Here is a 25,394-nt window from a genome sequence, read left to right on the forward strand (position 1 = left end):
TGCGGGGACGTCGTGACAGGACGCCGGCGCGATGCCTATGATGACGCCCGAGGCTTCGGCGGGAGGGGCGCAGGATGGTGGTGACGGAGCCGCTTCGACCGCAGCAGGGCGAGACTGCCCAGACCCCGCCTCCCGTTCCCGAGCCGCCGGGTCCTTCGCGCGCCGCCGCGGTGGTGGTCGCGGTGTCGGTAGCGGCGATCGTCGGGCTCTCCCTCTGGTATCTCGCGCAGCCACAGCCGCTTCTGATCCAGGGCGAGGCCGATGCGACGCGGATCGACGTCGCGGCGCGGGTTGATGGGCGCGTTGGCCAGCGGCCGGTCTCGCGCGGGGACAATGTCGCAGCGGGCCAGCTCCTGGTCGAGATCGACAATCCGCAATTGCTGACGAAGCTGCGCGAGACCGAGGCAGCGAAGCAGGTTGCGCTGGCCGATCTCGCGCGCATCCAGGTCGGCACGCGCGCCGAGGTGGTGGCGCAGCGCAAGGCGGCCGTCGCCTCGAACGAGGCCAACCTGACTCTGGCACAGCAGAATTACGACCGGACGAAGCGGCTCTCGGAGCGCGATTTCGCCTCGGTCCAGAAACTCGACGAGGCGACGGCCACCCTCGACGTCGCCAAGCGCAGCGCCCAGCAGGCGAAGCTCGCCTATGACGAGGCTGTCGCCGGCTACACGCCCGAGGAGCGCGCCGTTGCCAAGGCGTCCGTCGCCAAGGCTGAAGCCGCGATCGAGACCTTGCGTGCGCAGGTGGGGGAGCTCGCGGTGAAAGCGCCCGTCGCGGCTCAGGTCTATCAGCTCGGCATCGAGCTCGGGGAGTATGTCTCGCCCGGCGTATCGCTGCTTTCGCTGGTCGATCTGAGCGATGTCTGGCTGCGTTTCGATCTGCGCGAGGATCTGGTGAAGGGGCTCAAGGTCGGCGAACGCTTCGCGGTCAGGATCCCGGCGCTCGGCGACCAGCTGATAACCGTCGAGGTGCGGACTATCGCCACGCGCGGCGAATATGCCGGCTGGCGGGCGACGCGGGCGACTGGCGATTTCGACCTCAGGACCTTCGAGGTCCGGGCCTATCCGGTCGAGAAGCTGCCGCTGCTGCGGCCCGGCATGAGCGCCTATGCCGACTGGAACAAGGTGCGCTGATGGCCACCCGACCCGCCGTCGGCGTCCTGGCAGTCGCCGCGCGGGAGCTGCGCTGGATTGCGCGTGACAGGGTGGCGCTGCTGCTGGTGATCGGCATCCCGCTGATCGCCTTCGCACTGCTGGCGGCGACCTTCGGCAATGCGGTGATCCGCGATCTCAGGGTCGATATCGTCGATCAGGATCGGTCCCAGAGCTCGCAGAACTTCGTGCAGGCGATCAATGCGGCGCCGGGCGTGCTGGTGGCGGCTCGCTCCGCCGATCTCAGCGGCGCGATGCATGCGATCCGCTCGGGTGCGGCGCTCGCCACGGTCTATATTCCGCAGAATCTCGAGCGCGACCTGCTGGCCGGCCGGCGGCCCGAGGTGGTGATCTTCTACAACAAGCAGTTCTTCACGCCGGGCAATGCGGCGTCGAGCTCCCTGCAGTCGGCGCTCTCCGGCGCCATCGCCAAGCTGCAGGGCAGCTCCGGCAACAAGGGCTATACGCCGGGCCCGCTGGTGGTCGAGCAATATGTCCTGACCAATCCGGCGCTGAACTATGTGCAATTCCTGCTGCGGGCGGTGCTGCCGACGGTGCTGCATGTCGTGGTCACGATAGCGGCTGGCTATGCCGTCGGTTCCGAGTTCAGGCGGCGCAATCTGGCGGAATGGCTCGCGGTCGCCGGCGGCAGCCCGCTGACCGCGCTGGTCGGGAAGTTGATCCCCTATCTCTGCATCTTCATCGCGATGATGGCGGTCGAGCTCGGCATCATCCACGGCCTGCTCGAAATTCCGTTCCGCGGCAATCCGGGAATGATGGTCGCCGCCGCCTGCCTGCTGATCCTGGCCTATCTCTGCGTCGGTGCGCTGCTGCAGCTTCTCGTCAAGGACCTGCCCACCGGTCTGGCATTGAGCGGTATCATCTGCTCGCCGGCCTTCGGTTTCGCCGGCGTCGGCTTTCCCGCCCTGGCGATGAGCGCCTTCGCCCAGGCGTGGGGCGGGGTGCTGCCGCTGCGCTGGTACATCCAGATCCTGTTCGACCAGGCGGCGCGCGGCGTGCCGGTCCAGGCCTCTGCCCAACCCTTCGCCATCCTGGCCGGGCTGGCGGCGCTCTATTTCGGGCTGGCCTGGCTTCGGTTGCGTGCGGTGGCGCGGGGCTGGATGCCGCCGATCCGTGGCGCGGCCGAGACGGAACCGGCCATGGCGACGAAGATCGGGCTCATTGCCTCTTTTGCCGTGGAATATCGTCGCGTCCTCGGTGATCGCGGCGTCTTCAGCCTGATCGTTCTGGCTCCGATCATCTACGGTGTGTTCTACCCGCAGCCCTATCTCGGGCAGCTCGTCAAAGACATCCCGATCGCCGTCGTCGACGATGACAATACCGAGCTCAGCCGGCGAATCCTCCAGACGCTCGATGCGGACGAGGCGGTGGCCCTCGCCGCCCGCCCGGCGAGCCTTGCCGATGCCGAGCAGGCTCTGGCGCGCCGCGAGGTGTTCGGCATCCTCAATATCCCCGCCGGTACGCAGCGGGAGGTGCTCAAGGGCAATCCGGCGCGGCTGCCGGCCTTCGTCGATTCCGCCTATTTCCTGCTCTATAGTCGCACGCTTCAGGGCATTCAGGAGGGCATTGCCACAGTCAGGGCCGAGCTGAGCGCCGGCAGCGCCCGTCCTGATGGCAGCCTCTCCCGCGCAGCGCTGGCTCGCGGCTCCCCGGTCGCCGTGCTGAACCAACCCCTGTTCAACCCCACCGGCGGCTATGGCAGCTATATCGTGCCCGCGGCCTTCATGCTCATTCTGCAGCAGACTCTGATGATGGGGGCGGCGACGCTGGGCGGGGTCGCCTTCGAGAGCGGCGGGCATGGCGCCAGACGCAATCGCGGCGCGGTGACGGCGGTGCTGGGGCAGGGGCTCGCCCATCTCCTGCTGGCGCTTCCCGGCTTCGCGCTTTACCTCATCGTCCTGCCGCGGCTTTACGGTTTCTCCGCCAGCGATCGTGTTCTCGACCTGCTGGTGATCGCGATCCCCTTCATCCTCTCGATCAGCTTCCTCGGGCAGTTCGTCGGCAGCTGGTTCGCGCATCGCGAGACCGCGGTGCTGCTGTTGATCGGCATCAGCCTGCCGCTCTTCTTCCTCGTCGGCGTGGCCTGGCCGCCGGAGGCGATCCCGCCGCTCTTGCGCAGCGCCAGTTTCGCACTGCCGAGCACCTCCGGCATCGATGCGCTGGTGCGGGCCAACCAGATGGGCGCGGCCTTCGTCGACGTGTTCAGGGATTGGCTCCGGTTGTGGGGGCTGGCGGGGCTCTATGCCGTCCTCGCCATTCTCGGCATGCAGTTGTCCGGCAGAAGGGAGGCTTCGGGTGGCTAGGGCGAGGAAGCCTCTCCTGCTCGCAGCGGCGCTGGCGGTCGTTGCGGTCGGCGTCAGTCTCTGGCTGCGGCGCGCAGAGCCGTCACCGACGCAGGTTGCGGGCATGGTGCGGCAGACGGAGATCCGCATCGCGCCGGACACGACCGGGCGTCTGGCCACCGTCGCGGTCGCGCCCGGGCAGCAGGTGCGCAAGGGCGATCTCCTGGCCGTGCTCGACAATCCCGATCTGGTCGCACTGCTCGGCGAAGCGAAAGCCGCCGCGGAGAGCGCCCGCGCCGATCGCGACAGGGTCTATTCCGGCGTCCGTGCCGAGCAGGTCCAGATCGCGGCCGAAGCGGTCGAGACCGGTGAGGCCAATCAGTTGCTGGCAAAGCAGCAATATGATCGGGCCGCCGCATTGGCGAACAACAGCTTCGCCAGCCAGCGGCAGCTCGATGAGAGCACGGCCTCCCTCGCCAAGGCACAGGCCGACCTCGATGCCAAGACGGCGCAGGCCGCGCTCGCGCGTGCGGGTCCGACAGCTGAGGAACGCGGCTTGGCCGATGCCAAGGTCGCTTTGGCGGATGCGACGTTGGCGGATCTCCAGGCCCGGCTCGAGAAGACACGGCTGACGGCGCCAGTGGATGGCACCATCGGGATTCGTGTCGCCGAGCCCGGCGAGATCATCGGGCCGGGCAAGCCCGTGATGACCCTCAAGGTCGATGGCGACCGATGGTTCGCCTTCACCATGCGCGAGGACACGCTGGCGGGGTTGACGCTCGGGAGCCGGCTGACGCTGGCGGCTGCGGGCGGGCGCAGCGTTCCGGCGCGCGTGACCGAGCTGCTCCCGCTCGGCGAGTTCGCAACCTGGCGCGCCGCGCGGGCCGTCGGCGATCATGATCTCAATGCCTTCCGTGTCCGGCTGGACCCCGAGGGCAGCGGCCAGGGCCTTGAGCCGGGGATGACCATATGGCTGCCGGAGCGTTGATGAACGCCCGCCGCAAGCAGGGCGTCGTGGCGCTGCGGCGGCGCAACCGACGCTCGCGACCATGCTGAGCTACAGCGACCTCACCGACATGCTCCACGACCCGATCATCTCGACCGGCATCCTCGCGGTCGTCGGCGCCGTGGTGACGCGGGTGCTGCTGCGCAACCGCCCGACCCACCGCCTCGTCGGGCAACTCATCTTCTTTGCGGCGCTGACGGCTCTGCTCTTCCACCACGACATCGTTCCCTACGAGCCGGGCCCAGCGGATGCCTCGAAGCTGCAGCGTGTCTTCGTCGGCCTGGCGAAGGTGATCTGGTGGACCAATGCTGCCTGGTCGCTGATCAGCGTGGTCCGCGTCTTCCTGATCTTCGAGCGGCAACCGCGCGAGGGGCGGTTGCTGCAAGACCTCGTCGTCGGCATCATCTATGTCGGTGCGATCCTGTCCGTGGTCGCCTATGTCTTCAACGCGCCGGTGGGCACGCTGATCGCAACCTCGGGCGTCTTCGCCATCATCCTCGGCTTGGCGCTGCAGAGCACGCTCAGCGACGTGTTCTCTGGCATCGCGCTCAATCTCAGCAAGCCCTACGGGGTCGGCGACTGGCTGTCGCTCGGCAGCGGGATCGAGGGCAAGGTCGTCGAGACGAACTGGCGCGCGACGCATCTGCTCAACGGCGCCAACGACCTCGTCATCGTGCCCAATAGCGATCTCGCCAAGGCCAGGCTGACCAATCTGAGCAGTCCACAGCGCAGCCATGGCGTCTCGCTGACGGTGCGCTTCAAGCCGGACAAGGCTCCCTCCGCAATGGTCGAGGTGATGCGCACGGTTCTCCTGAGCGGCAACTCCATCCTGTCGGCGCCAGAGCCCAGCGTTCAGGTCCGGATGCTCGATGCGAGTGCCGTCGAACTGGAGCTGTCTTTCAAGGTCGCCGACATCGCGGCGGTCGGGAGGGCGCGGACCGAGATCTTCGATCTGATCTACCGGCATGCGAAGGCTGCCGGGCTGGAGCTGGCATTGCCACAGGGAACCTCGGCGCCGTCCGCTCCGAAATCAGGCAAGGATGATGCGAGCCGCCCCGGCACGGCCCGGCGCCTGCTCGACGCGATCGCACTGTTCTCCTCGCTGAGCGAGGAAGAGCGGGAGGCGCTGGCGCTGACCATGAGCCGACGCAGCTTCCGCAAGGGCGAGGTCATGGCCGCGCAGGATGCCGTGCCGAAATCCCTGATGATCGTGCGCAGCGGCGTCGCCACCGTCACACGGCAGGAGAAGACGCGGGAGACCGAATTGGGGCGCCTGGCTCCAGGCGACTTCTTCGGCGAGGGTGGGCTGCTGACCGGGGCGGGCGAGCCCGGCACGGTCAAGGCGCTGACCAATGTGGTCGTCTACGAGATCACGCAGGAGGGGCTGGCCTCGCTGTTGCGTGACCGCCCTTCCATGGCCGACGAGCTCGGCACGCTGCTGGCGCGGCGCAGCGCGGGCGATGCGCGCCATCTGGCGAAGAGCAGCGAGACGACGAGCGCCCTGACGGTGTCCCGCCTGACCGAACGGATCCGTCACCTGTTCTCGCTCTGACTGGGACGCCTGGGCGACATGTTCCGGTCTATGGATTGGCCTGTGATGCGTCGGCCGACTTACTTTCCGCCTCGCCTTTCCCATCGGCCGCGACGGCCTCGACCAGGCGGATCGCAAGCAGCCGCAGTTTTCGCGAACGGATGCGCGCGAACGCCTCGTCCAGTCGGTGGCTTTCCGATGGCGGCGCTGGCTCGGCCCCGTAATCTGCCGCGGGCTCCTCGGCGAAGCCGTCCGCCGATGGAATCTGAGCCAAGCCTTCGAAGAAGAAGTGCAGATCAACGCCGAGCCGCTGGGAGAGAATGAAGAGCGCACCGGCGGTCAGCCGATCAGATCCATCCTCGTAGTTTCCGATTTGCTGGTGCGAAACGCCGAGAAGGAGGGCGATGTCCTTCTGAGCGAGCCTCATCTTGCCGCGAAGCAGCCGAAGGCGGTCGCCCACATGCCGATTTACCTGAGCCAGTTCCGGTTTCATCGGGTGCTTTCAATCACAACCTACGGGGGAGCCTCTCGCATTATGCCCCTGGCTTGCGAGGCGTCCACTGCCGAGCGGTCCACCTCTCCTGACAGGGGTGCGCGCCAGGCGAAGTAGCATGAGCCGTCGCTGAAAACGGGTGGTGCGCGACGAGCTACCGCGGCAGGATCGGCGACCCGGAAAGATGGAGCAGCCCATGGCGCGCGAAGCAGGAAAAATCCACATCGGCATCGGCGGCTGGGTCTACGAACCCTGGCGGGGAGCCTTCTATCCGAAGGACCTGCCGCAGAAGCGCGAGCTCGAATATGCCGCAAGCAAGCTGACCTCGATCGAGGTCAACGGCACCTATTACGGTTCGCAGAAGCCGGAGAGCTTCGCGAAATGGCGCGAGGAGACGCCAGAGGATTTCGTCTTCGCATTGAAGGGTTCGCGGTTCTGCACCAACCGGCGCGTGCTGGCGGAGGCCGGTCCCTCGGTCGAAAAATTCCTGACCAGCGGATTGACCGAGCTCAGGCACAAGCTCGGACCGATCAATTGGCAGTTCATGCCGACGAAGAAATTCGATCCCGCGGATTTCGAGGCGTTCCTCAAGCTGCTGCCCAAGGAGCTGGACGGCATCTCGCTGCGCCATGCCGTCGAGGTCAGGCATGACAGCTTCCGCACGCCTGATTTCATCGCGCTGCTGCGTGAGTATGGCGTTGCCGCCATCACCTCGGCCGATGCTGACTACACCCAGATCGCCGATGTGACGGCGCCCTTCGTCTATGCGCGGATCATGGGCACGCAGGAAGCTGAGCCGACGGGCTATTCCAAGACCGGCCTCGCGCGCTGGGCCAAGGCCGCGCAGGATTGGGCTGCCGGCGGGGTGCCGGAGGGGCTGGAGACGGTCGGGCCGGCGGCGCCCAAGGAGAAGCGCGACGTCTTCCTCTATGTCATCAGTGGCGGGAAGGTCCGTAATCCCGCGGCGGCGATGGAGCTGATCGCCAGAACCAAAGGTTGAGCCTCAGACGGCCGCGACCGCTTCCTGCGCCCCGACCTCCTGGCAGACATCGACCCATTCGGCCTCAGTCAGCTCGGCCATGCGCTGCGGCGCGATGCGCAGCGCGCTATGGGTCGAGCCTGCCGCCGGGACGACGATATCGAAGGCCTTCAGCGAGACATCGCAATAGACCTTGAGCGGCGTGGCGAGGCCGAAGGGGCAGACGCCGCCGACCGGATGTCCCGTCAGGGCCTCGACCTCTTCCTGGCCGAGCATGCGCGGCTTGCCGCCGAGCGCGGCCTTCGCCTTCCGGTTGTCGAGCCGCGCATCGCCGCGCGTGACGACGAGCACCACCTCCTCGCCGATGCGCAGCGAGAGCGTCTTGGCGATCTGGCCCGGCTCGACGCCATGGGCCGCGGCAGCGAGCGGCACGGTGGCGCTGCTCTCATCGGTCACGATGACGGCGATGTCGGGAGCGTGTTCGGCGAAGAAGGCGCGGACGGATTGAAGGCTCATCGGGCAATTCGCGAGGTCAGCAAGAGGATCAGCAGGCTGGCGATCGCCGGCACGCCGAAGACGACAAGGAAGATCGGCGCTTCCTCCATCACGGTATAGCCCGCCCGGTTGACGCCGATCCAGAGGTTGATGAGGGCGCCGACCAACCAGAGCGGCAGGAACAACCCGACCGCGAATGCGATCGGGCGGCCGGCGGAGATGGCAAGGCGGGGCGCAGCGACGAGCAGGATGCCAAGCAGGGCGAAGCCGATACCGATGACCTTGATGGTGTGCATGCGTCAGACCTGCCCAATCGAAATCATGACAAACAACAATCGATTACCTGCTCTGCGCAAGCCGCGAGGCACGCGATTCATTCGTTTGCCGAAATGCGCGTCCTGACGAGCGACCCGGCAGCGCGGCCGGCTGCCTCGATATAATCGGGATTGCGATGGATCAGCATGATCGAAAAGGCGCCATCCATCAGCAGGACGATTTCACGGGCCAAAGCCCGTGCGTCGGCAAGGCCGCGGCTCTGCATCTCGCCGGCCAGCCAGTTTTCGAAATTCGCCTTGTGCCGTGCCCCCGCCTTGATGGCTGGGTGCCCGGGCATGGCGGCCAATTCCGCGGCGGTGCGCAGGAAACCGCAGCCCTTCCATTTCGGATGCCGCGTGGCGCGCGCCAGATTGGAGAAGATCGCTTCGACCTTGCGGTCGACACCGCCATCGGCAGCCTCGAACCAGCCGGCCATCTGCTTCAGGTTGGGCTGATCTCGGGCCTCGAGATAGGCGGCGACCAAATCGTCCTTGCTCCTGAAATGATAGTAGAGCGTCCGCTTGGTGAGCCCCGCCTTCTCGGCCACGGCGTCCACGCTGACGCGGCCGATTCCCTCCGCATAGAAGAGCTTCGTCGCAGCATCGATAATGCGCTTGCGGGTGGGGCGCGCGGCGTCCTGCATGCCGCAAGGTATACCGACTAGTGAATATACACAAACTGCGAAGGCGGCGATCCTTCTCCGGCAATCCTGCTGGAGAGAAAGCCATGACTGATCTCGTCCTGACCGAAACCCGCGATGCGATCGCGACCCTCACCCTCAACCGCCCCGACAAGCTCAACGCCCTGAATTACGCGCTGATCGATCGTCTTCTCGTGCTGCTCGATGCCATCGAGACCGATGATGGCGTGCGGGCCATCATCCTGACGGGCGCCGGCGACCGTGCTTTTTCCGCCGGAGGCGACATCCACGAATTCTCGCAAAGCGTTGCACAGGGCGCCGATGTCGCCATGCGGGACTTCGTCACGCGCGGCCAGCGGCTCACTGCGCGGCTGGAAGCCTTTCCCAAGCCTATCATCGCTGCGGTCAACGGCCTCGCCTTCGGCGGCGGCTGCGAGATCACCGAGGCCGTGCCTCTGGCGATCGCGAGCGAGCGCGCTTCCTTCGCCAAGCCGGAGATCAATCTCGGCATGCCGCCGACCTTCGGCGGAACCCAGCGCCTGCCGCGCCTGGCCGGGCGCAAGCGCGCGCTGGAGCTGCTGCTGACGGGGGACGTGTTCTCGCCGGAGCATGCCTTGGCGCTCGGCCTCGTCAATCAGGTCGTTCCGCATGACCAGCTCATGCCTGCCGCGCGCGATCTGGCCGGACGCATCCTGCGGCATTCGCCGCTCGCGGCAGCGAGCATCCTCCGGGCGGTCACGCGCGGCCTCAACCAGAGCATTGCCGAAGGGCTTCTGATCGAAGGCGAGCAGTTCGCCCGGATGGCGCCGACCGCCGACCTGCGAGAAGGGCTCGATGCCTGGATCGCGCGCCGCAAGCCGGACTATCCCGGATCGTGGTCGCTGAACGCCGTCGCCTAGGCCTGGAGACCAAGCATGACTGGTTTTACGATCTTCACGCGCGAGACCTTCGCCGCCTTCCGCGCAGACAACCGGCCGGGTCCGGTCCATATGCTCAACCTGATCCGGCTGCATGCCGAAGCCCGTTATCCCGATGGGCGGAGAGCAACCGGAGCGGATGCCTATGCCAGTTACAGCCGGATCAGCGCGCCGGTGTTTGCCCGGCTCGGCGGCCGGATCGCCTGGCGCGGCAGGTTCGAGCTTGGAATGATCGGCCCTGAGGAGGAGCGCTGGGATATCTGCTTCATCGCCGAGTATCCGAGCTCCGATACTTTCGCCGAGATGCTGCGCGACCCGACTTATCGGGAGGCGATGGCGCATCGCATCGCGGCGGTTGCCGATAGCCGCCTCATCCGGCTCGGCGTCCTCCCCAGCGGTACGAGCTTTGACGGATCGGCATGACGCGACTGTGTCCCGAGCAGCGCGGGCAAGCGGTCGCGCTGCTCGGCTCAGGCGGTGCCAACCTTGCCTCTCTCCGGCGCTTCCGCAGCAGCTTGGTTGGCTGCGAACTGAAGCGCTGGACAGAGCATTGAAACGCCATTCGCATTCCGAACGAGATCGTCCCTAGCAAACAGCTCGGCCAGCCAGTCGACGAAGACGCGCACCTTATTGCTGAGGTGCCGGTTCGGCGGATAGACGATGTGAAGCGGTTTCGGCGCCGCGCACCAGTCGAGCAGGAGCGGCACGAGCCGCCCGTCTGCGATCGGCTCGCGGGCCATGAAGGTCGGCAGCTGCACGATGCCGTGACCGGCGAGACCGGCGGCGAGGTAACCCGTGCCGTCATTGAGCGAGATGGTGTAGCGGCCGGTGATCTCGATCGTTTCGGTCGGGTTCTGATAGATCATCGACAGCACGCGGCCGCCGAGCGCCGGCCGGTAGGCGACGATCTGGTGCCCTTCCTCGATATCGCGCGGATGGCGCGGCGTGCCGAAGCGGGCGAGATAGTCGGGTGAGGCGCAGGTGATGAGTTGCATCTCGCCGATCCGCCGGGCGATCAGGCTCTGGTCCGTGATCTCGCCGGCCCGCACCGCGCAATCCAGGTTCTCGCCGATGAGATCGGCCGGCCGGTCGCTCAGGCCGAGATCGAGCTGGATGTCGGGATAGCGGGCATGGAATTCGTGCAGCGCCGGGATGATCACCGAGATCGCCAGTGCCGAGCTGCAATCGACCCTCAGCCGGCCGCTCGGGCGCGCCTGCGCCAGGGTGAGGCTGGCGTCGAGTTCGGCCAACTCATCGAGCAGGCGCAGCGCCCGCTCGTAATAGGCGGCGCCGTCCATGGTCACGGTCACGCGCCGCGTCGTCCGGTTCAGGAGCTTGGCGCGTAGATGCGCTTCGAGCTGCTGGATCAGCTTCGTCACAGTCGGCTTCGGCATCTCAAGGAGATCGGCCGCGCGGGTGAAGGTTCCGGTCTCGACGACACGCACGAAAGCCCGCATGGCAGTCAGCTGATCCATGTGGCGCCCGATTGTTTCCTGCTGTGAATAATGAATGAGCTGATAGCTTATTTATTCCGAAGTGGCGATTCACTAATTCGTGCTGCAACGCAACAGCGAGGGTGAGCCATGCCCGCGATCGCCGCGCAGAAGCTGCAACCGGTCCTCTCCGTCTTCTGGCGGGAGGAGAGTCTGAGCGTCCGTGGAGAGAGCTTCTCGGGCCGGCTCTATGTTCCCGCGGAGGTTCCGGACGATGCCGGCCTCGTGCTGCATCTCCACGGCGGCCACTTCAACAGCGGCTCGCCCGCCGAGGGGCAGGCCGTTGCCACCGCCCTGACCGAGGCCGGTGCGGTCGTGTTCTCGCTCTCCTATCCGCTCGCGCCGGTCCAGCGTTTCCCCGAGACGCTCGAACGCATCTATGGAGCGCTCGAGGCTCTTGCCAGGGGGCGCACGCGCTGGGCGACGCGCAAGGCGCCGATCTACGTCGCCGGCGAGGAGGCGGGCGGCAATCTCGCAGCGGCGCTGGCTATGATGGCGCGCGATCGCGGCGGCCCGGCGCTGGCGGGCCAGATCCTGCTTTCGCCGATGCTCGATGCCTGCCTCGGCACGGCATCGCTACGCGGCGCTCAAGCCGGGCCGGTCGGCTGCCGCTGGGCCGATGGCTGGGCCGATTACCTCGGTACGCCCGAGCGCGCGGCCCATCCCTATGCGGCGCCGTTGCAGGCGACGCGCCTCTCCGGCCTGCCGCCGGCGCTGCTGATCAGCGCGGAAGATGACCCGATGCGCGACGAGGCGGCGCAATATGCTGCTCGCCTCGGACAGTCGGGTGTCGCTGCCCGCCATGTCGAGTTCCCCGCGCCGACGCGCTGGCCGCAGGCCTATGCGGACGCGGCGAATGAAGGCTCCTGTCTCTGCAAAACCTGCGGCGAGATCGCCGCCTTCTACGAGCGAACCGCACCCTCCTAGCGCGCCCCTTTCCGATCATCCCCCATCATTTTCAAGGAAGGACCGACCCCTATGATTCAGGGAACGAACCGTCGCGGCCTTTTGGCTGGCCTTACCGCTTCTGTCACACTGGCTGCCATCGTCGCTTTTGCACTCTCTGGCAGCCGCGCGCAGGGCGACACCACCCCCGCGCCTGCCCCCGCCGTGCCGGTTTCCGTCGCGACCGTGGAGGCGCGGGACGTCGTGCCGTGGGCCGAGTTCTCCGGCCGGCTCGAGGCCATCGAGCGCGTCGAGCTGCGCTCGCGCGTATCCGGCGTCGTCGAGGCCGTGCATTTCCGCGAGGGCAATCTGGTGAAGCAGGGCGACCTGCTCGTCAGCATCGATCAGGCGCCCTATCTCGCCGATCTGGAGCGCGCCCAGGCACAGGTACTCGCCGCCCAGGCGCGTGTCGCACTCTCCGAAAGCGAGCATGAGCGCGGCCAGCAGCTCATCGCCACCCGCAACCTCTCGCAGCGCGACCTCGACACCCGCGTCAACGCCTTGCGCGAAGCGCAGGCGAATCTGCGTTCGGCAGAAGCCGCCCGCCGTACGGCGCAGCTCAATCTGGATTACACCCAGATCCGCGCACCGATCAGCGGCCGGATCGGACGGCTCGACGTCACCGTCGGCAATCTGATCGCGGCCGGCGGCCAGGTACTGACCTCGTTGCTCTCCGTCGATCCGATCTATGCCGCCTTCAACGCCGACGAGCGCAGCGTGCTCGACGCGCTGGCCTCGCTGCCTCAAGGCTCGCGCGCGCTGGAGCAAATCCCGGTCAGGCTGACCACGGCGACGACCGAGGCGGCGCAGTTCAGCGGCCGGCTGCATTTCGTCGACAACGGCATCGACGGTGCCAGCGGCACGGTGCGGGTGCGCGCCCTGCTCGACAATCCCGACGGGCGGCTGATGCCCGGCCAGTTCGTGCGGGTGCAGCTCGGGCAGGCCAAGGCCGAACCGCAGCTCGTCATCAACGAGCGCGCCGTCGGCACAGACCAGAACAAGAAATTCGTCTTCGTCGTCGGCGATGACGGCAAGGCCGCCTGGCGCGAGGTTTCGCTCGGCGCGTCCCATGAGGGCTTACGCGTGGTCAATGCCGGGCTGAAGCCCGGCGAGCGCATCATCGTCAACGGGCTGCAGCGCGTCCGGCCGGGTGCCGTCGTCGCGCCGCAGCCGGTCCCCATGGCCGAGAAGAGCGAGCTGAAGAGGCCCGCGACCGAACTCGCACAACGCTGAAGTCAATGACCGGCTGCAGGCGCCGCGAACCGGGCCTGCAGCCGTAAGCATAAGCCGCTCGAAAGGGGGCGACCCATGAACCTCTCCAAGTTCTTCATCGACCGGCCGATCTTCGCGGCGGTCCTCTCCGTTCTGATCTTCCTGGCCGGGCTGCTGTCGATCAGGGCCCTGCCGATCTCCGAATATCCGGAGGTCGTCCCGCCGACCGTGGTTGTGCGGGCGCAATATCCCGGCGCCAGCCCGCGCGTGATCGCCGAGACGGTGGCAACGCCGATCGAGGAGCAGATCAATGGCGTCGAGGGCATGCTCTACATGTCGAGCCAGGCGACGACCGACGGTCTGATGACGCTGAACGTCACCTTCCGGCTCGGCACCGATCCGGACAAGGCGCAGCAGCTCGTGCAGAACCGCGTCAGCCAGGCTGAGCCGCGCCTGCCCGAGGAGGTGCGCCGGCTCGGCATCACCACGGTCAAGAGCTCGCCCGATCTGACGATGGTGGTGCACATCACCTCGCCGAATGGCCGCTACGACATGACCTATCTGCGCAACTACGCCGTGATGAACGTCAAGGACCGGCTGGCCCGGATCGACGGCGTCGGCCAGGTCCAGCTCTTCGGCTCGGGCGACTACTCCATGCGCGTCTGGCTCGACCCGCAGAAGGTCGCCGAGCACGGTCTCTCGCCCGGCGATGTCGTCCGTGAGATCCGCGCCCAGAACGTCCAGGCCGCGGCTGGCGTGATCGGCGCCTCGCCGAATGCGCCGGGCCTCGATCTCCAGCTCTCGGTCAATGCCCAGGGCCGCCTGCAGAACGAGGAGCAGTTCGGCGATATCATCGTCAAGACCGGCACTGATGGCGCAGTCGTGCGGCTGCGTGACATCGCCCGGATCGAGCTGGGCGCGGCCGAATACGCGCTGCGCTCGCTGCTCAACGGCAAGTCGGCCGTCGCCGTCCCGGTCTTCCAGGCGCCGGGCTCGAACGCCATCGCCATTGCCGACCGCGTGCAGGAGGTGATGCGCGAGATCAAGCAGAACATGCCCGAGGGCGTGGATTATTCGATCGTCTACGACACCACCCAGTTCGTGCGCGCCTCGATCAAGGCGGTCATCTCGACGCTGCTGGAAGCGGTCGCGCTCGTCGTGCTCGTCGTCATCGTCTTCCTGCAGACCTGGCGGGCCTCGATCATCCCGCTCGTCGCCGTCCCGATCTCGATCGTCGGCACCTTTGCGGTGATGTATGTCATGGGCTTCTCGATCAATGCGCTCAGCCTGTTCGGGTTGGTGCTGGCGATCGGCATCGTCGTCGACGACGCGATCGTCGTGGTCGAGAATGTCGAGCGCAATATCGAGAACGGGCTCTCGCCGCGCGAAGCCACCTACAAGGCGATGCGCGAGGTTTCCGGCCCGATCATCGCGATCGCGCTGGTGCTGGTCGCCGTCTTCGTGCCGCTCGCCTTCATCTCGGGCCTGACCGGGCAGTTCTACCGCCAGTTCGCACTGACCATCGCGATCTCGACGGTGATCTCGGCGATCAACTCGCTGACCTTGTCTCCGGCCTTGGCCGCCCTGCTGCTGAAGGGCCACCACGCCCCCAAGGACGCGTTGACCCGCTTCATGAACCGGGTGTTCGGCTGGTTCTTTCGCGCCTTCAACCGCTTCTTCCACCGCTCGTCCGAGGCCTATGGCGACGGCGTGCGCCGGGTGATCTCGCATCGCGCGATCATGCTCGCGGTCTATGTCGTGCTGCTCGGCTTGACCGGCGTGTTGTTCAAGGCGGTGCCGAGCGGTTTCGTGCCTGGCCAGGACAAGCAATACCTCGTCGGCTTCGCGCAGCTTCCCGATGCCGCGACGCTCGACCGGACGGAGGACGTGATCCGCCGCATGGACGAGATCGCGCTGAAGCATCCGGGCGTCGAGAACGCCATCTCCTTCCCTGGCCTCTCGATCAACGGTTTCACCAACTCCTCCAATTCCGGCATCGTCTTCGTCGGCCTGAAGCCCTTCGACCAGCGCAAGGACCCGTCCTTGAGCGGCAACGCCATCGCGATGCAGCTCAACAAGGAGTTCGCCGGCATCAAGGAGGCCTTCATCGCGATGTTCCCGCCGCCGCCGGTGCAGGGGCTCGGCACTATCGGCGGCTTCAAGCTGCAGATCGAGGATCGCGCCGGCCTCGGCTATGCCGCGCTCGACGAGGCGACCAAGGCCTTCATGGCCAAGGCCGTGCAGGCGCCGGAGATCGCGGGTATGTTCTCGAGCTTCCAGGTCAACGTGCCGCAGCTCTATGCCGATATCGACCGCACCAAGGCCCGCCAGCTCGGCGTGCCCGTCACCGAGGTGTTCGACACGCTACAGACCTATCTCGGCTCGACCTATGTCAACGACTTCAACCGCTTCGGCCGCACCTACACCGTGCGCGTCCAGGCCGACGCGCCCTTCCGGGCTTTGCCGGAGCATATCGGCCAACTCAAGGTGCGCTCGAATGCGGGCGAGATGATCCCGCTCAGCGCGGTGCTGAACGTGCGCTCCGACTCCGGTCCTGAACGCGCCATGCGCTATAACGGCTTCCTCTCGGCCGACATCAATGCCGGCGCGGCGCCGGGCTTCTCCTCCGGCCAGGCGCAGGCCGCCGTGCAGCGCATCGCCGACGAGACCCTGCCCAAGGGCTTTGCCTTCGAATGGACGGAACTGACCTATCAGGAAATCCTGGCGGGCAATTCGGCGGTGATCGTCTTCCCCGTCGCGATCCTGCTCGTCTTTCTCGTGCTGGCGGCTCAATACGAGAGCTTGACCCTGCCCATTGCGATCCTGCTGATCATCCCGATGGGCCTGCTCGCGGCGCTGACCGGCGTCTGGCTCTCAGGGGGAGACAACAACGTCTTCACCCAGATCGGCCTCGTCGTGCTGGTGGGACTATCGGCGAAGAACGCCATCCTGATCGTCGAATTCGCGCGCGAGCTCGAATTCGAGGGCAGGACGCCGGTCGAGGCCGCGATCGAGGCGAGTCGCCTGCGCCTGCGGCCGATCCTGATGACCTCGCTCGCCTTCATCATGGGCGTGGTGCCGCTGGTCACCTCGACGGGCGCGGGTGCTGAGATGCGCCAGGCGATGGGTATCGCGGTCTTTGCCGGCATGATCGGCGTCACCGCCTTCGGCATCTTCCTGACGCCGGTCTTCTACGTCCTGATGCGCAAGCTGGCGGGAAACCGTCCGCTCGTGCGGCACGACATCGAGACGCCGGTCCTGCAAGCTGCGGAGTGACGAGGCGAACCCGCTTGCCATATCCGGCGCGCAGGTTCTGCGCGCCGGGTCTTTTAGTTTCGGGGTTCAGCTCAGCGTCACTTCGGCGATCAGGCCGCCGCCTGGGCGGTTGGCCAGCGTCAGTTTTCCGCCGATCGCCGCGGCGAGCTGCTGGGCGATGGCGAGGCCGAGGCCGGTGCCGCCAGTATCGCGATTGCGGGATTGTTCGAGCCGGTAGAAGGGCTGCAGGACCGCATCGAGCTGATCGGCGGGAATGCCGGGGCCGCGATCAAGGACGAGGATCTTCAACTTTCCGTCCGGCATCTTCTCGAGCTGGATTTCCGCTGCCCCTGCGAATTTCAAGGCGTTGTCGATCAGGTTGGTCAGGATGCGCCGCAGGGCATGCGGGCGCGTCACCACGACGGCGTCGGTCGCGCTCGGCATCGTCACAGCCTTGCCGGTGTCCTGATAGTCGAAGGCGATGCTCTCGACGAAGGAGCCGAGATCGATGCGCGCCGGCTTCTCGGCATCGCCATGGGCACTCTTCGCATAGGCGACGCCTTCGCGCACGAGCCGCTCGATCTCGGAGAGGTCGTTGACCAGCTTGTCCTTCTCCGGCCCGTCCTCCGCCATCTCGGCGCGCAGCTTCATGCGCGTGATCGGCGTCTGGAGGTCATGCGAGATCGCGGCGAGGATCTGAACCCGCTCTTGCAGGTAATGCGCGATCCGGTCCCGCATCGCATTGAAGGCCGTCGCCGCATAGGCGACCTCGGCCGGCCCGCGCTCGTCGAGCCGCTCTGTCTTGCGATTGGGGTCGAGCGCTTCGGCAGCATTGGCCAACAGCAGCAGCGGCCTGATCGCCAGCCGGACCGCAAACCAGGTGCAGAGCACGAGCAGGAAGAGCTGGGCGACGAGCATATAGGGCAGCCAGGTGGCGAGCGGCATCAGCGCCGGCCGCACGTCGATCGTCACCGGCGAGCCGTCGCTCAATGTGACATGGGCCTGAAGATGCTCACGCTCGCCGGGAATGCTCTGGACGCTGACCGGGAAGCGCTTGCCGGCGGCGACGTTGATGGTCTCGGCGACCTCCGCGGCGCGCTGGCTCAACTCGGGGACGCCGGGCAGCCCGGGGCCGAGCTCATAGCGATAGGTGCGTCGCGCCAAGAGGCCGAGCCATTGCGGACGCTCTTCAGGCGGCAGCCGATCGAGCAGGGCGATCGAGGTCGCGACGTCGTTCTCCAGCGTCGTGTACATCGTTGCCTTGGCGCTCATGGTGCGTTCGTAGAACTGCATGCTGAACGACAGGGCATGCGCGACGGCGAGGCCAGCGAAGAGGATGAGGAAGAGCCGCCAGCGCAGCGTGCGCGGCAAGTGCAGGAAGCCACCGATGCGGCTGACGGCGCTCATTGCCGCGCCGTGACGATCTCGACCGGCATGGCGAGGACATAGCCCTCGCTGCGCACGGTCTTGATGTAGGCGGGCTCGCGCGCATCGTCGCGCAGGCGCTGCCGCACGCGGCTGACGAGCAGGTCGATCGAGCGGTCGAACAGCTCCGCCTCGCGGCCCTGGGTGAGGTTGAGGAGCTGGTCGCGAGAGAGCACGCGCTGCGGGTGGTCGAGGAAGACGCGCAGCAGGCGGTATTCCGCACCGCTCAGCGCTATCGCGGTGCCCTCCTTGTCGAGCAGATGACGCGCGGTGGTGTCGAGATGCCAGTCGCCGAAGGCGATGAGCTGGCCGGCCTCGGTCACCTGCAGATTGGGCGGCAGCATGCGCGTGCGGCGCAGAATGGCCTTGATCCGCGCCAGCAGCTCGCGCGCGACGAAGGGCTTCGCCAGATAGTCGTCGGCGCCCATCTCCAGCCCGACGATCCGGTCGGTATCGTCGCTACGCGCGGTCAGCATCAGGATCGGTGTCGTCTTGTGCCTGCCTGCGCGCAATTCGCGGCAGAGCACCAGCCCGTCGTCACCCGGCATCATCAGGTCGAGGACGATGAGATCGACTCGGTCGGCATCGAGGAAGGCGCGCATCTGTCGCCCGTCCGCGGCGGTCGTCACGCGTAGCCCGTTCTTCTTCAGATAGCTCGAGACGAGATCCCGGATCTCCCGGTCGTCGTCGACGACAAGCACGTGGTCGATGTGGTCCATCAGCAAGGCTTTCCGCTTCCGTGGTGGTAGAAATAGCAGAGCCTTGGCGGTTTGCTCGGGCCTTCTGCGGGAGAATTGTAAGCGCGTGTATCGGCTGTCCGGTCCGATACCGGCGCGGACAATAATCCCGTCGCAGCCCTTTCTTTCTTTGGGCAGGGTGCCTGTGAGCACGCAGCCGCCCTGTTCGGTCTGCCTGCATCAATCGTCCTCCAACGAGCAGGAAGGAAGCTTCAATGCGCAAGGGTCTCATCTCGGCCGTCATCGGCGGGCTCATGCTGCCGATCGCCGCCACATGTTCGGCCGTGGAAGCCGCGGCCATCCGCAACATTGTCATCGTCCACGGCGCCTTCGCGGACGGCTCCGGCTGGCGCAAGGTCTCTGAGCGGCTGGCCGCAAGGGGCTACAACGTCACCATCGTGCAGGAGCCGCTGACCTCGCTCCAGGACGACGTGGCCGCGACCAAGCGCGTTCTGGCGCTGCAGAATGGCCCGGCGATTCTGGTCGGGCACAGCTATGGCGGCATGGTCATCAGCGATGCCGGCAACGACGCCAAGGTCGCCGGTTTGGTCTATGTCGCGGCGTTCCAGCCAGAGAAGGGCGAAAGCCTGGCGAAGCTCGCCGGCAGCAAGCCGGTTCCAAATGCACCGCCGGATGCGATCAAGGCCACGCAGGACAGTTATCTCTATCTCGATCCGAAGCGCTTCGCCGGAGCCTTTGCGGCCGATCTTCCGAAGGCGGAAGCTGCATTCCTTGCGCGCTCGCAGGTCTTCGCCGCGGGCGGTCTTCACGGCCGAAGCCGGGGAGCCGGCCTGGAAGAGCAAGCCGAGCTGGGCGCTGGTCGCGAGTGACGACCGCTCGATCAATCCCGGGCTCGAACGCGAGATGGCCAAGCGTGCGGGTAGCACCGTGCGGGAGGTCGCGGCGAGCCATGCGGTCTACGCCTCGAAGTCCGCCGAAGTGGCAGAGCTGATCGCTGAGGCGGCGAAGGCCGTCTCCCGTTTGCCGCACTGTGCCGGGCAGGTGTTCGCGATCGCCCGCCCGGCACCTTCGATACAGAGCGATACAGATCGGCCCTTCGGGAAAACACGGGAGATACGTCACGGGCGTTGAGTGCTGGCGCATCCGGCGGAGGCCTTGAACGAAGCGTCTCCGCCGCCCTGAAGAGGACCAGCCATGACCCTGTTCGTCATCTCCTATCTCGCCGGCGTGCTGACGATCCTCAGCCCCTGCATCCTTCCGATCCTGCCCTTCGTCTTCTCCCGCGCCGACCAGCCCTTCATCCGCAGTGCCCTGCCGATGCTGACCGGCATGGCGCTGACCTTTGCGGCCGTCGCCAGCCTCGCCGCCATCGGCGGAAGCTGGGCGGTGCAGGCGAATGAGATCGGGCGCTATGCGGCGCTTGCGCTGCTTGCTCTCTTCGGTGCCACGCTCGTCTCGCCGCGCGCGGCGGCGATCTTCACGCGCCCCATCGTCGCGCTCGGCGAGCGGCTTTCCGGGAATAGCGAAGGCGACACGCGCTCCGTTGGCGGCTCGCTTCTGCTGGGCATCGCGACGGGCTTGCTTTGGGCGCCCTGCGCAGGCCCGATCCTGGGCCTCGTGCTGACCGGCGCCGCGCTGCACGGAGCTTCGGCCGAAACGGCTCTGCTCCTCACGGCCTATGCCGCCGGCGCGGCGACATCCCTCGCTCTGGCCCTCCGGGCCGGCGGACAAGTCGTTGCCGCGATGAAACGTTCGCTCGGACTCGGCGAGCGCGTTCGGCAGGGCGTCGGCGTCGCGGTTCTGGCGAGCGTGCTGGCGATCGGCTTCGGTCTCGATACCGGCTTCCTGACCAGGCTCTCCTTCGCCGGCACGGTCGGCATCGAGCAGAGCCTGCTGAACGGGCTCGGCCCGCGTCCCGCCGAGGCCGGACAGCCCCGCACGGCCGAGAATGCTCCTCAGCCCTATCGCAGCAACCTGCCGGATTACGGCGCGGCCCCCGGCTTAGCCGGCGCGACCGGCTGGCTCAACTCCGGCCCGCTGAATGCCGAGCAGCTCCGCGGCAAGGTCGTGCTGGTCAATTTCTGGACCTATTCCTGCATCAACTGCATCCGCACCCTGCCTTATGTCCGCGCCTGGGCGGAGAAGTACAAGGACCAGGGGCTGGTCGTGGTCGGCGTCCACACCCCGGAATTCGCCTTCGAGAAGAAGGTCGAGAACATCCGGCAGGCGATCGCCCGCTTCGGCCTCGTCCATCCCGTCGCGGTCGACAATGATTTCCGGATCTGGCGCGCCTTCCGCAATAGCTACTGGCCGGCGCTTTACTTCGTCGATGCGCAGGGCCGGGTCCGCTACAGCCAGTTCGGGGAAGGTGGTGAGGCCCGTTCGGAGCGGGTCATTCAGGACCTCCTCGCCGAAGCCGCCGGCCATCGCAAGGCCCAGGCGGAACTCGTGACCCCGCAGGCGCCGGGAGTTCAGGCTCCGGCGGATCTCGGCAATATCCGTTCGGGTGAAAGCTATCTGGGCTATCTGAAGGCTGCGGGCTTCGCTTCGCCTGAGGGCGTCGCGAACGACCGGCCGCAGGATTACAGCGTCCGCAAGCTGAGGCTCAACCAGTGGGGCCTCACCGGCAACTGGACGATTGCCGGGGAAAGCGCCAGCCTCGAACGCGCGGGCGGTGGCATCGTCTACCGCTTCAGCGCACGGGACCTGCATCTGGTGCTCGGGCCCGGATCGGGCGGCAAGCCGGTACGGTTCAGGGTCACGATCGACGGCGCCGCACCGGGCGTTGACCACGGCGCCGACATCGACGCGGAGGGCAATGGCACGGTCTCGGAAACGCGGCTCTATCAGCTGGTCCGTCAGGCCGGCGATGTCAGGGAGCGTCTCTTCGAGATCCGCTTCCTTGATCCAGGCGTGGAAGCCTACGCCTTCACCTTCGGCTGAGCGCCGAAAACAAAGGCCCCGTCTGCAAGGCGGGGTCTTCGTCAGGAAGCCCATGAGCGTGCTTCGCACCCATGGGCTTTTTCAATGCACCGGGTTTGCTTCAGACAGCACGCCCGCAAAACGGCTCGTCGCGATGGGCAAACGTTACGTTCGGCAAATTGAACCGCACCCCAGCTTCCACCCGGCCGGGCCGTATTCCTCAATTGCCTCGCCGGCCTCGCTTTCACACAGCTGCGAAGCCGCCGGGTCGTGATCGCCTAGAGCCTGCTGTTGTTTCGATGGAAGCGCGCGTCATCCCGGCCGAAGCCCTCGGGTCCGATCTTCGATCGGCCCAAGGATAAACTCCGCGCAGAGCCGGGATCCATGCCGGAACCTTGATCAGAAGCGCCCTGGCATGGATCCCGGGTCAAGCCCGGGATGACGGCGTGTTTCCGCAGAAAATCAGCAGGCTCTAAACGAAAAGCGGCCCCTGAGAGGGCCGCTTTCACAAGAGAGATCGAACTAAGGACGGAAGCGGGAGGCGCTCAACGCCTTCCTGTACGTGTCCTCAGAGCTTGTCGGCGTCGATCACCGCCCGGGCAAACTCCTGCGGCGCTTCCTGCGGCGGGTTGTGGCCGATGCCGCCCTTGAACAGCCGGTGCTCATATTTGCCAGTGAAGCGCTTGGCATAAGCGGCCGGCTCCGGATGTGGGGCGCCGTTGGCATCGCCTTCGATGGTGATGGTTGGCACGCCGATGCTCGGGAAGCTGGCGAGCTTCTGTTCCAGCGCGTCGAACTGCGGTTCGCCCTGCACCAGGCCAAGCCGCCAGCGGTAGTTGTGGATGGAGATCGCGACATGGTCGGGATTGTCGAAGGCCGCGGCCGAGCGCGCGAAGGTCGCGTCGTCGAACTTCCACTGCGGCGAGGCGAGCTCCCAGATCAGCCGGGCGAAGTCATGGGTGTACTTGGCATAGCCGGCTGCGCCCCGCTCGGTGGCGAAGTAGTACTGATACCACCACTGCAGCTCGGCCTTGGGCGGCAGAGGCGCCTTGTTCAATTCCTGGCTACCGATGAGGTAGCCGCTGACCGAGACCAGCGCCTTGCAGCGCTCGGGCCAGAGCGCAGCGAGGATGTCGGCGGTCCGCGCGCCCCAGTCATAGGCGGCGATCACCGCCTTCTCGATCTTCAGGGCGTCCATGAAGGCGATGATGTCGGTCGCCAGCGCCGCCTGCTGGCCGTTGCGCGGGGTCTCGGCGGAGAGGAAGCGGGTGGAGCCGTAGCCGCGCAGATGGGGCACTATCACCCGGTATCCGGCCTTGGCGAGGATCGGAGCAACATCGACATAGCTATGGATGTCGTAGGGCCAGCCATGCAGCAGCAGCACCGGCGGGCCATCTGCCGGGCCGTCCTCGGCATAGCCGACGTCGAGAACGCCAGCGTTGATCTGCTTCAGCGCGGCAAAGGCAGTGTTCTGGCCGGCTCCGGCGGCCGCCGGCGAAGCCGGGGAGGGCGAGCGGGGCTGGGCGCTGGCGCCATTCATCGCACCGAACTGCGCGAAGGCGGCGCCCAGCGCCAAGGTACTCAGGAAGCTGCGGCGGGGCTGGTCGACCTGTTCCGACATGGTTCTGTTCCTGCTTGTGTGGATGGCAGGGGGAGTGAGCCTGTCCGCTGTATCTGCGCTATGTCGGCCCGCATCGGATTTGCAAGCCTGCGTAGGATCGGGCGTCTCTGATACGAACGGATACAATCCCCCGCCGTCCGTGGCGGCCGGCGAGCGCTGCCGGAGGATCATCGTATCGCAATGTATCGCAGCGCCGAATGCCGACGTTTCCTTGCAGATTGGCTCGATCTGCAAAACAAACCGGACATGTCGGCCTGAGAAACCCCCATCGCCAGCCGCCGACAGGAGCGGCATCAGATGGAGCGTTCCATGACCAGGATCGAGAAGGTTCTCTATACCGGCAAGACCCGCACCACCGGCGGGCGCGATGGCGCCTCGCGCAGCTCGGACAGCCGGCTCGACATCAAGCTGTCGCCTCCCGGTAGCGCGGGCGCAGGCACCAATCCCGAGCAGCTCTTCGCCGCCGGCTGGTCAGCCTGCTTCATCGGCGCGATCGGCCTCGCCGCGGGCAAGCGCAAGGTCGCCCTGCCGGCCGATCTCGCTGTTGATGCGGAGGTCGATCTTGGCACGACCGATGGCGCCTATTTCCTGCAGGCACGCCTGAACGTCAGCCTGCCCGGCCTCGCTCCGGAACTGGCACGCGAACTCGTGGAGGAGGCGCACCAGACTTGCCCCTATTCCAAGGCCACACGAGGCAACATCAATGTCGAGCTGAGGGTCGCCTGACCGTCGAGCGCGACGAGGCCAGCCGAAGGCTGGCCTCGCAGCCGCTCGGCGATCTCATGCCGTTGATCGCGCGTGGGCTCAAATCTCGTTGGGCCGCAGCGAGATCGCCTCCCAGGCCGCGACGAGGATCAGGATCGCAGTCGCCGTCAGGCTGAAGCCGAGTGGCGGCAGCACCGTCCAGGCGGGCACGAGCAGGGCGAGCAGGCCCAGTCCGACGAGGTGGGAGAGCGGATACCAGCCGCCCGTCACCCGTTTGAACAGCAGATTGCCGAGCAGGTAGAAGGCAGGCCCGGCCACGACGGCGATGGCCGTCTTCGCGTCGGTGTGGCCGAGCGCATGGGCGATCACCAACTCGTCGCCGACCGCTACCAGGATGATGCCTGCGACCAGCAGCACATGCAGATAGGTATAGGCGATGCGCGCGATCCGGCCGGGGTCGGAGGCGTGGGCAATGACGTGGCTGCCGCGTTCGGCGCCGATATGGAAATAGATCCACCACATCGCGACCGAGCTGACGAAGGAATTCAGGAACGCCGTCAGGTTGACGCCGGTCACCGGCAGCTTGGCTGCGGTGGCGCCGGTGATCAGGATCGATTCACCCAGTGCAATGATGATGAAGAGCGCGCAACGCTCGGCAAGATGGCCACCCTCGACGTCCCAGTCGGTCGTCATCGAACGGCCGAGCCCGATCACATGGAAACCCAGCGCCGGTCCAGCATATTCGATGCCGAGTGCGATGATCCAGAGTCCAAAGCGCAGATTGCCTTCGCTCAGCCCGCCCGCGATCCAGAACAGGGCGGAGACCGAGAGCCAGATCGTGATGCGCTGGAAATTGCGATAGTTCGTCGGAGAGGCGTCCTTCAGGCTCGCCGTGGTGAAGAGCGAGCGCCCGAGCTGGATCGCAACATAGGCGCCGGCAAAAGCGAGGCCGCTTGAGCCGAACGCCCCTGGCACCGAGCAGGACATGATGAGGCCGAACAGCATCAGCACGAACAGCATGAGCCTGACCGGCGCCTGCTCGGGGTCGAGCCAGTTCGTCACCCAGCTCGTATAGATCCAGACCCACCAGACGGCGCCGAGCAGGAAGGCGGCCTGCGCCAGCCCGAGCCCGCTGAAATGCTCGAGCAGCGTGTGCGAGATCTGGGTGATGGCGAAGACGAAAACCAGATCGAAGAACAGCTCGACATAGCTGACCCTCGCATGCTGGTGTTCGACGCGCTCCCTGAGCAGCGCGCCGGGCTTGGCGCTTCGCGTCATCTCATGCCTC

General features: G+C 66.5%; 21 protein-coding genes and 1 pseudogene. 13 read left to right on the plus strand and 9 right to left on the minus strand.

Translation table 11 applies throughout. The features are described from left to right. Positions 1 to 74: 74 nt before the first annotated feature. The 4 genes from FQV39_RS20295 (at position 75) to FQV39_RS20310 (ending at position 6,012) form a co-directional block, all read left to right on the plus strand. Positions 75 to 1,133 carry an HlyD family secretion protein gene (locus tag FQV39_RS20295; protein WP_149131935.1) on the plus strand — a complete coding sequence of 353 codons (1,059 nt, stop codon included), beginning with the start codon at positions 75 to 77 and terminating at the stop codon, positions 1,131 to 1,133. Then, the gene (locus tag FQV39_RS20300; RefSeq protein ID WP_149131936.1) at positions 1,133 to 3,475 is read left to right on the plus strand and encodes an ABC transporter permease; all 2,343 of its coding nucleotides are present in this window, start codon (positions 1,133 to 1,135) and stop codon (positions 3,473 to 3,475) included. The genes FQV39_RS20295 and FQV39_RS20300 overlap by 1 nt, the downstream gene beginning before the upstream one ends. Further along, positions 3,468 to 4,442: an HlyD family secretion protein gene (locus tag FQV39_RS20305; RefSeq protein WP_187639999.1), complete on the plus strand. Its 975-nt coding sequence runs from the start codon at positions 3,468 to 3,470 to the stop codon at positions 4,440 to 4,442. The genes FQV39_RS20300 and FQV39_RS20305 overlap by 8 nt, the downstream gene beginning before the upstream one ends. A gap of 61 nt (positions 4,443 to 4,503) precedes the next feature. Further along, positions 4,504 to 6,012, plus strand: a complete 1,509-nt coding sequence (locus FQV39_RS20310; RefSeq protein WP_149131938.1) for a cyclic nucleotide-binding domain-containing protein — start codon at positions 4,504 to 4,506, stop codon at positions 6,010 to 6,012. A gap of 28 nt (positions 6,013 to 6,040) precedes the next feature. Here the strand turns inward: FQV39_RS20310 and FQV39_RS20315 are convergent, their stop codons facing one another. Beyond that, positions 6,041 to 6,484 (minus strand): helix-turn-helix domain-containing protein, encoded by a 444-nt coding sequence (locus FQV39_RS20315; RefSeq protein WP_149131939.1) that lies wholly within the window; start codon positions 6,482 to 6,484, stop codon positions 6,041 to 6,043. A gap of 196 nt (positions 6,485 to 6,680) precedes the next feature. Between FQV39_RS20315 and FQV39_RS20320 the strand changes: the two genes are divergently transcribed. Then, positions 6,681 to 7,484: a DUF72 domain-containing protein gene (locus FQV39_RS20320; RefSeq protein ID WP_149131940.1), complete on the plus strand. Its 804-nt coding sequence runs from the start codon at positions 6,681 to 6,683 to the stop codon at positions 7,482 to 7,484. A 3-nt stretch (positions 7,485 to 7,487) separates the two neighbouring features. On the opposite strand, the gene FQV39_RS20325 is transcribed toward FQV39_RS20320, so the two are convergent. The 3 genes from FQV39_RS20325 to FQV39_RS20335 all read right to left on the minus strand — a co-directional run bounded on the left by FQV39_RS20325 (position 7,488) and on the right by FQV39_RS20335 (position 8,916). Further along, positions 7,488 to 7,979, minus strand: coding sequence for a YbaK/EbsC family protein (locus FQV39_RS20325; protein ID WP_149131941.1), 492 nt, complete (start codon positions 7,977 to 7,979; stop codon positions 7,488 to 7,490). Next, positions 7,976 to 8,254, minus strand: coding sequence for a hypothetical protein (locus FQV39_RS20330; protein WP_149131942.1), 279 nt, complete (start codon positions 8,252 to 8,254; stop codon positions 7,976 to 7,978). The genes FQV39_RS20325 and FQV39_RS20330 overlap by 4 nt, the downstream gene beginning before the upstream one ends. Positions 8,255 to 8,331: 77 nt before the next feature. After that, complete coding sequence (locus tag FQV39_RS20335) at positions 8,332 to 8,916, minus strand: TetR/AcrR family transcriptional regulator (protein WP_149131943.1); 585 nt, start codon at positions 8,914 to 8,916, stop codon at positions 8,332 to 8,334. A gap of 83 nt (positions 8,917 to 8,999) precedes the next feature. On the opposite strand from FQV39_RS20335, the gene FQV39_RS20340 reads away from it, so the two are divergent. Beyond that, positions 9,000 to 9,812, plus strand: coding sequence for a crotonase/enoyl-CoA hydratase family protein (locus FQV39_RS20340; RefSeq protein ID WP_149131944.1), 813 nt, complete (start codon positions 9,000 to 9,002; stop codon positions 9,810 to 9,812). Between the two features lie 15 nt (positions 9,813 to 9,827). Beyond that, on the plus strand, positions 9,828 to 10,253 hold the full coding sequence (locus tag FQV39_RS20345) for a DUF1330 domain-containing protein (protein WP_149131945.1): 426 nt from the start codon (positions 9,828 to 9,830) through the stop codon (positions 10,251 to 10,253). Between the two features lie 47 nt (positions 10,254 to 10,300). On the opposite strand, the gene FQV39_RS20350 is transcribed toward FQV39_RS20345, so the two are convergent. Next, the gene (locus FQV39_RS20350) at positions 10,301 to 11,305 is read right to left on the minus strand and encodes a LysR family transcriptional regulator (protein ID WP_149131946.1); all 1,005 of its coding nucleotides are present in this window, start codon (positions 11,303 to 11,305) and stop codon (positions 10,301 to 10,303) included. A 108-nt stretch (positions 11,306 to 11,413) separates the two neighbouring features. Here FQV39_RS20350 and FQV39_RS20355 point away from each other — a divergent pair, with 108 nt between their 5' ends. From FQV39_RS20355 to FQV39_RS20365, 3 genes are all read left to right on the plus strand, one after another. Further along, positions 11,414 to 12,250 carry an alpha/beta hydrolase fold domain-containing protein gene (locus FQV39_RS20355; protein ID WP_149131947.1) on the plus strand — a complete coding sequence of 279 codons (837 nt, stop codon included), beginning with the start codon at positions 11,414 to 11,416 and terminating at the stop codon, positions 12,248 to 12,250. A 51-nt stretch (positions 12,251 to 12,301) separates the two neighbouring features. Then, a complete protein-coding gene (locus FQV39_RS20360) occupies positions 12,302 to 13,501 on the plus strand; it encodes an efflux RND transporter periplasmic adaptor subunit (RefSeq protein WP_149131948.1) in 1,200 nt (399 codons plus the stop codon). 75 nt (positions 13,502 to 13,576) lie between these two features. Further along, positions 13,577 to 16,756 carry an efflux RND transporter permease subunit gene (locus FQV39_RS20365; protein WP_149131949.1) on the plus strand — a complete coding sequence of 1,060 codons (3,180 nt, stop codon included), beginning with the start codon at positions 13,577 to 13,579 and terminating at the stop codon, positions 16,754 to 16,756. A gap of 66 nt (positions 16,757 to 16,822) precedes the next feature. Here the strand turns inward: FQV39_RS20365 and FQV39_RS20370 are convergent, their stop codons facing one another. Both FQV39_RS20370 and FQV39_RS20375 read right to left on the minus strand, forming a co-directional pair. Beyond that, on the minus strand, positions 16,823 to 18,142 hold the full coding sequence (locus tag FQV39_RS20370; RefSeq protein WP_149131950.1) for a sensor histidine kinase: 1,320 nt from the start codon (positions 18,140 to 18,142) through the stop codon (positions 16,823 to 16,825). Next, on the minus strand, positions 18,139 to 18,879 hold the full coding sequence (locus FQV39_RS20375) for a response regulator (protein ID WP_149131951.1): 741 nt from the start codon (positions 18,877 to 18,879) through the stop codon (positions 18,139 to 18,141). The genes FQV39_RS20370 and FQV39_RS20375 overlap by 4 nt, the downstream gene beginning before the upstream one ends. A 272-nt stretch (positions 18,880 to 19,151) precedes the next feature. On the opposite strand from FQV39_RS20375, the pseudogene FQV39_RS20380 reads away from it, so the two are divergent. Further along, positions 19,152 to 19,866: pseudogene (locus FQV39_RS20380) on the plus strand (alpha/beta fold hydrolase); the annotation flags it as partial. A gap of 186 nt (positions 19,867 to 20,052) precedes the next feature. Continuing rightward, positions 20,053 to 21,801, plus strand: a complete 1,749-nt coding sequence (locus FQV39_RS20385; protein WP_149131952.1) for a cytochrome c biogenesis protein DipZ — start codon at positions 20,053 to 20,055, stop codon at positions 21,799 to 21,801. A gap of 547 nt (positions 21,802 to 22,348) precedes the next feature. Here the strand turns inward: FQV39_RS20385 and FQV39_RS20390 are convergent. Continuing rightward, a complete protein-coding gene (locus tag FQV39_RS20390) occupies positions 22,349 to 23,401 on the minus strand; it encodes an alpha/beta fold hydrolase (protein WP_149131953.1) in 1,053 nt (350 codons plus the stop codon). Between the two features lie 309 nt (positions 23,402 to 23,710). On the opposite strand from FQV39_RS20390, the gene FQV39_RS20395 reads away from it, so the two are divergent. Then, entirely contained in the window at positions 23,711 to 24,127 is a 417-nt protein-coding gene (locus FQV39_RS20395) for an organic hydroperoxide resistance protein (protein ID WP_149131954.1), read from the plus strand. 78 nt (positions 24,128 to 24,205) lie between these two features. Here the strand turns inward: FQV39_RS20395 and FQV39_RS20400 are convergent, their stop codons facing one another. After that, a complete protein-coding gene (locus tag FQV39_RS20400) occupies positions 24,206 to 25,384 on the minus strand; it encodes a low temperature requirement protein A (RefSeq protein WP_149131955.1) in 1,179 nt (392 codons plus the stop codon). Positions 25,385 to 25,394 lie beyond the last annotated feature (10 nt).

This window comes from Bosea sp. F3-2 (assembly GCF_008253865.1).
In the GTDB taxonomy this organism is placed as follows: domain Bacteria; phylum Pseudomonadota; class Alphaproteobacteria; order Rhizobiales; family Beijerinckiaceae; genus Allobosea.

Bases quoted from the DNA above. Each gene is read 5' to 3' on its own strand.
- FQV39_RS20295 (WP_149131935.1), top strand. From the start codon at position 75: ATGGTGGTGACGGAGCCGCTTCGACCGCAGCAGGGCGAGACTGCCCAG.
- FQV39_RS20300 (WP_149131936.1), top strand. From the start codon at position 1,133: ATGGCCACCCGACCCGCCGTCGGCGTCCTGGCAGTCGCCGCGCGGGAG.
- FQV39_RS20310 (WP_149131938.1), top strand. From the start codon at position 4,504: ATGCTGAGCTACAGCGACCTCACCGACATGCTCCACGACCCGATCATC.
- FQV39_RS20315 (WP_149131939.1), bottom strand. From the start codon at position 6,484: ATGAAACCGGAACTGGCTCAGGTAAATCGGCATGTGGGCGACCGCCTT.
- FQV39_RS20320 (WP_149131940.1), top strand. From the start codon at position 6,681: ATGGCGCGCGAAGCAGGAAAAATCCACATCGGCATCGGCGGCTGGGTC.
- FQV39_RS20325 (WP_149131941.1), bottom strand. From the start codon at position 7,979: ATGAGCCTTCAATCCGTCCGCGCCTTCTTCGCCGAACACGCTCCCGAC.
- FQV39_RS20330 (WP_149131942.1), bottom strand. From the start codon at position 8,254: ATGCACACCATCAAGGTCATCGGTATCGGCTTCGCCCTGCTTGGCATC.
- FQV39_RS20335 (WP_149131943.1), bottom strand. From the start codon at position 8,916: ATGCAGGACGCCGCGCGCCCCACCCGCAAGCGCATTATCGATGCTGCG.
- FQV39_RS20340 (WP_149131944.1), top strand. From the start codon at position 9,000: ATGACTGATCTCGTCCTGACCGAAACCCGCGATGCGATCGCGACCCTC.
- FQV39_RS20345 (WP_149131945.1), top strand. From the start codon at position 9,828: ATGACTGGTTTTACGATCTTCACGCGCGAGACCTTCGCCGCCTTCCGC.
- FQV39_RS20350 (WP_149131946.1), bottom strand. From the start codon at position 11,305: ATGGATCAGCTGACTGCCATGCGGGCTTTCGTGCGTGTCGTCGAGACC.
- FQV39_RS20355 (WP_149131947.1), top strand. From the start codon at position 11,414: ATGCCCGCGATCGCCGCGCAGAAGCTGCAACCGGTCCTCTCCGTCTTC.
- FQV39_RS20360 (WP_149131948.1), top strand. From the start codon at position 12,302: ATGATTCAGGGAACGAACCGTCGCGGCCTTTTGGCTGGCCTTACCGCT.
- FQV39_RS20365 (WP_149131949.1), top strand. From the start codon at position 13,577: ATGAACCTCTCCAAGTTCTTCATCGACCGGCCGATCTTCGCGGCGGTC.
- FQV39_RS20370 (WP_149131950.1), bottom strand. From the start codon at position 18,142: ATGAGCGCCGTCAGCCGCATCGGTGGCTTCCTGCACTTGCCGCGCACG.
- FQV39_RS20375 (WP_149131951.1), bottom strand. From the start codon at position 18,879: ATGGACCACATCGACCACGTGCTTGTCGTCGACGACGACCGGGAGATC.
- FQV39_RS20385 (WP_149131952.1), top strand. From the start codon at position 20,053: ATGACCCTGTTCGTCATCTCCTATCTCGCCGGCGTGCTGACGATCCTC.
- FQV39_RS20390 (WP_149131953.1), bottom strand. From the start codon at position 23,401: ATGTCGGAACAGGTCGACCAGCCCCGCCGCAGCTTCCTGAGTACCTTG.
- FQV39_RS20395 (WP_149131954.1), top strand. From the start codon at position 23,711: ATGACCAGGATCGAGAAGGTTCTCTATACCGGCAAGACCCGCACCACC.
- FQV39_RS20400 (WP_149131955.1), bottom strand. From the start codon at position 25,384: ATGACGCGAAGCGCCAAGCCCGGCGCGCTGCTCAGGGAGCGCGTCGAA.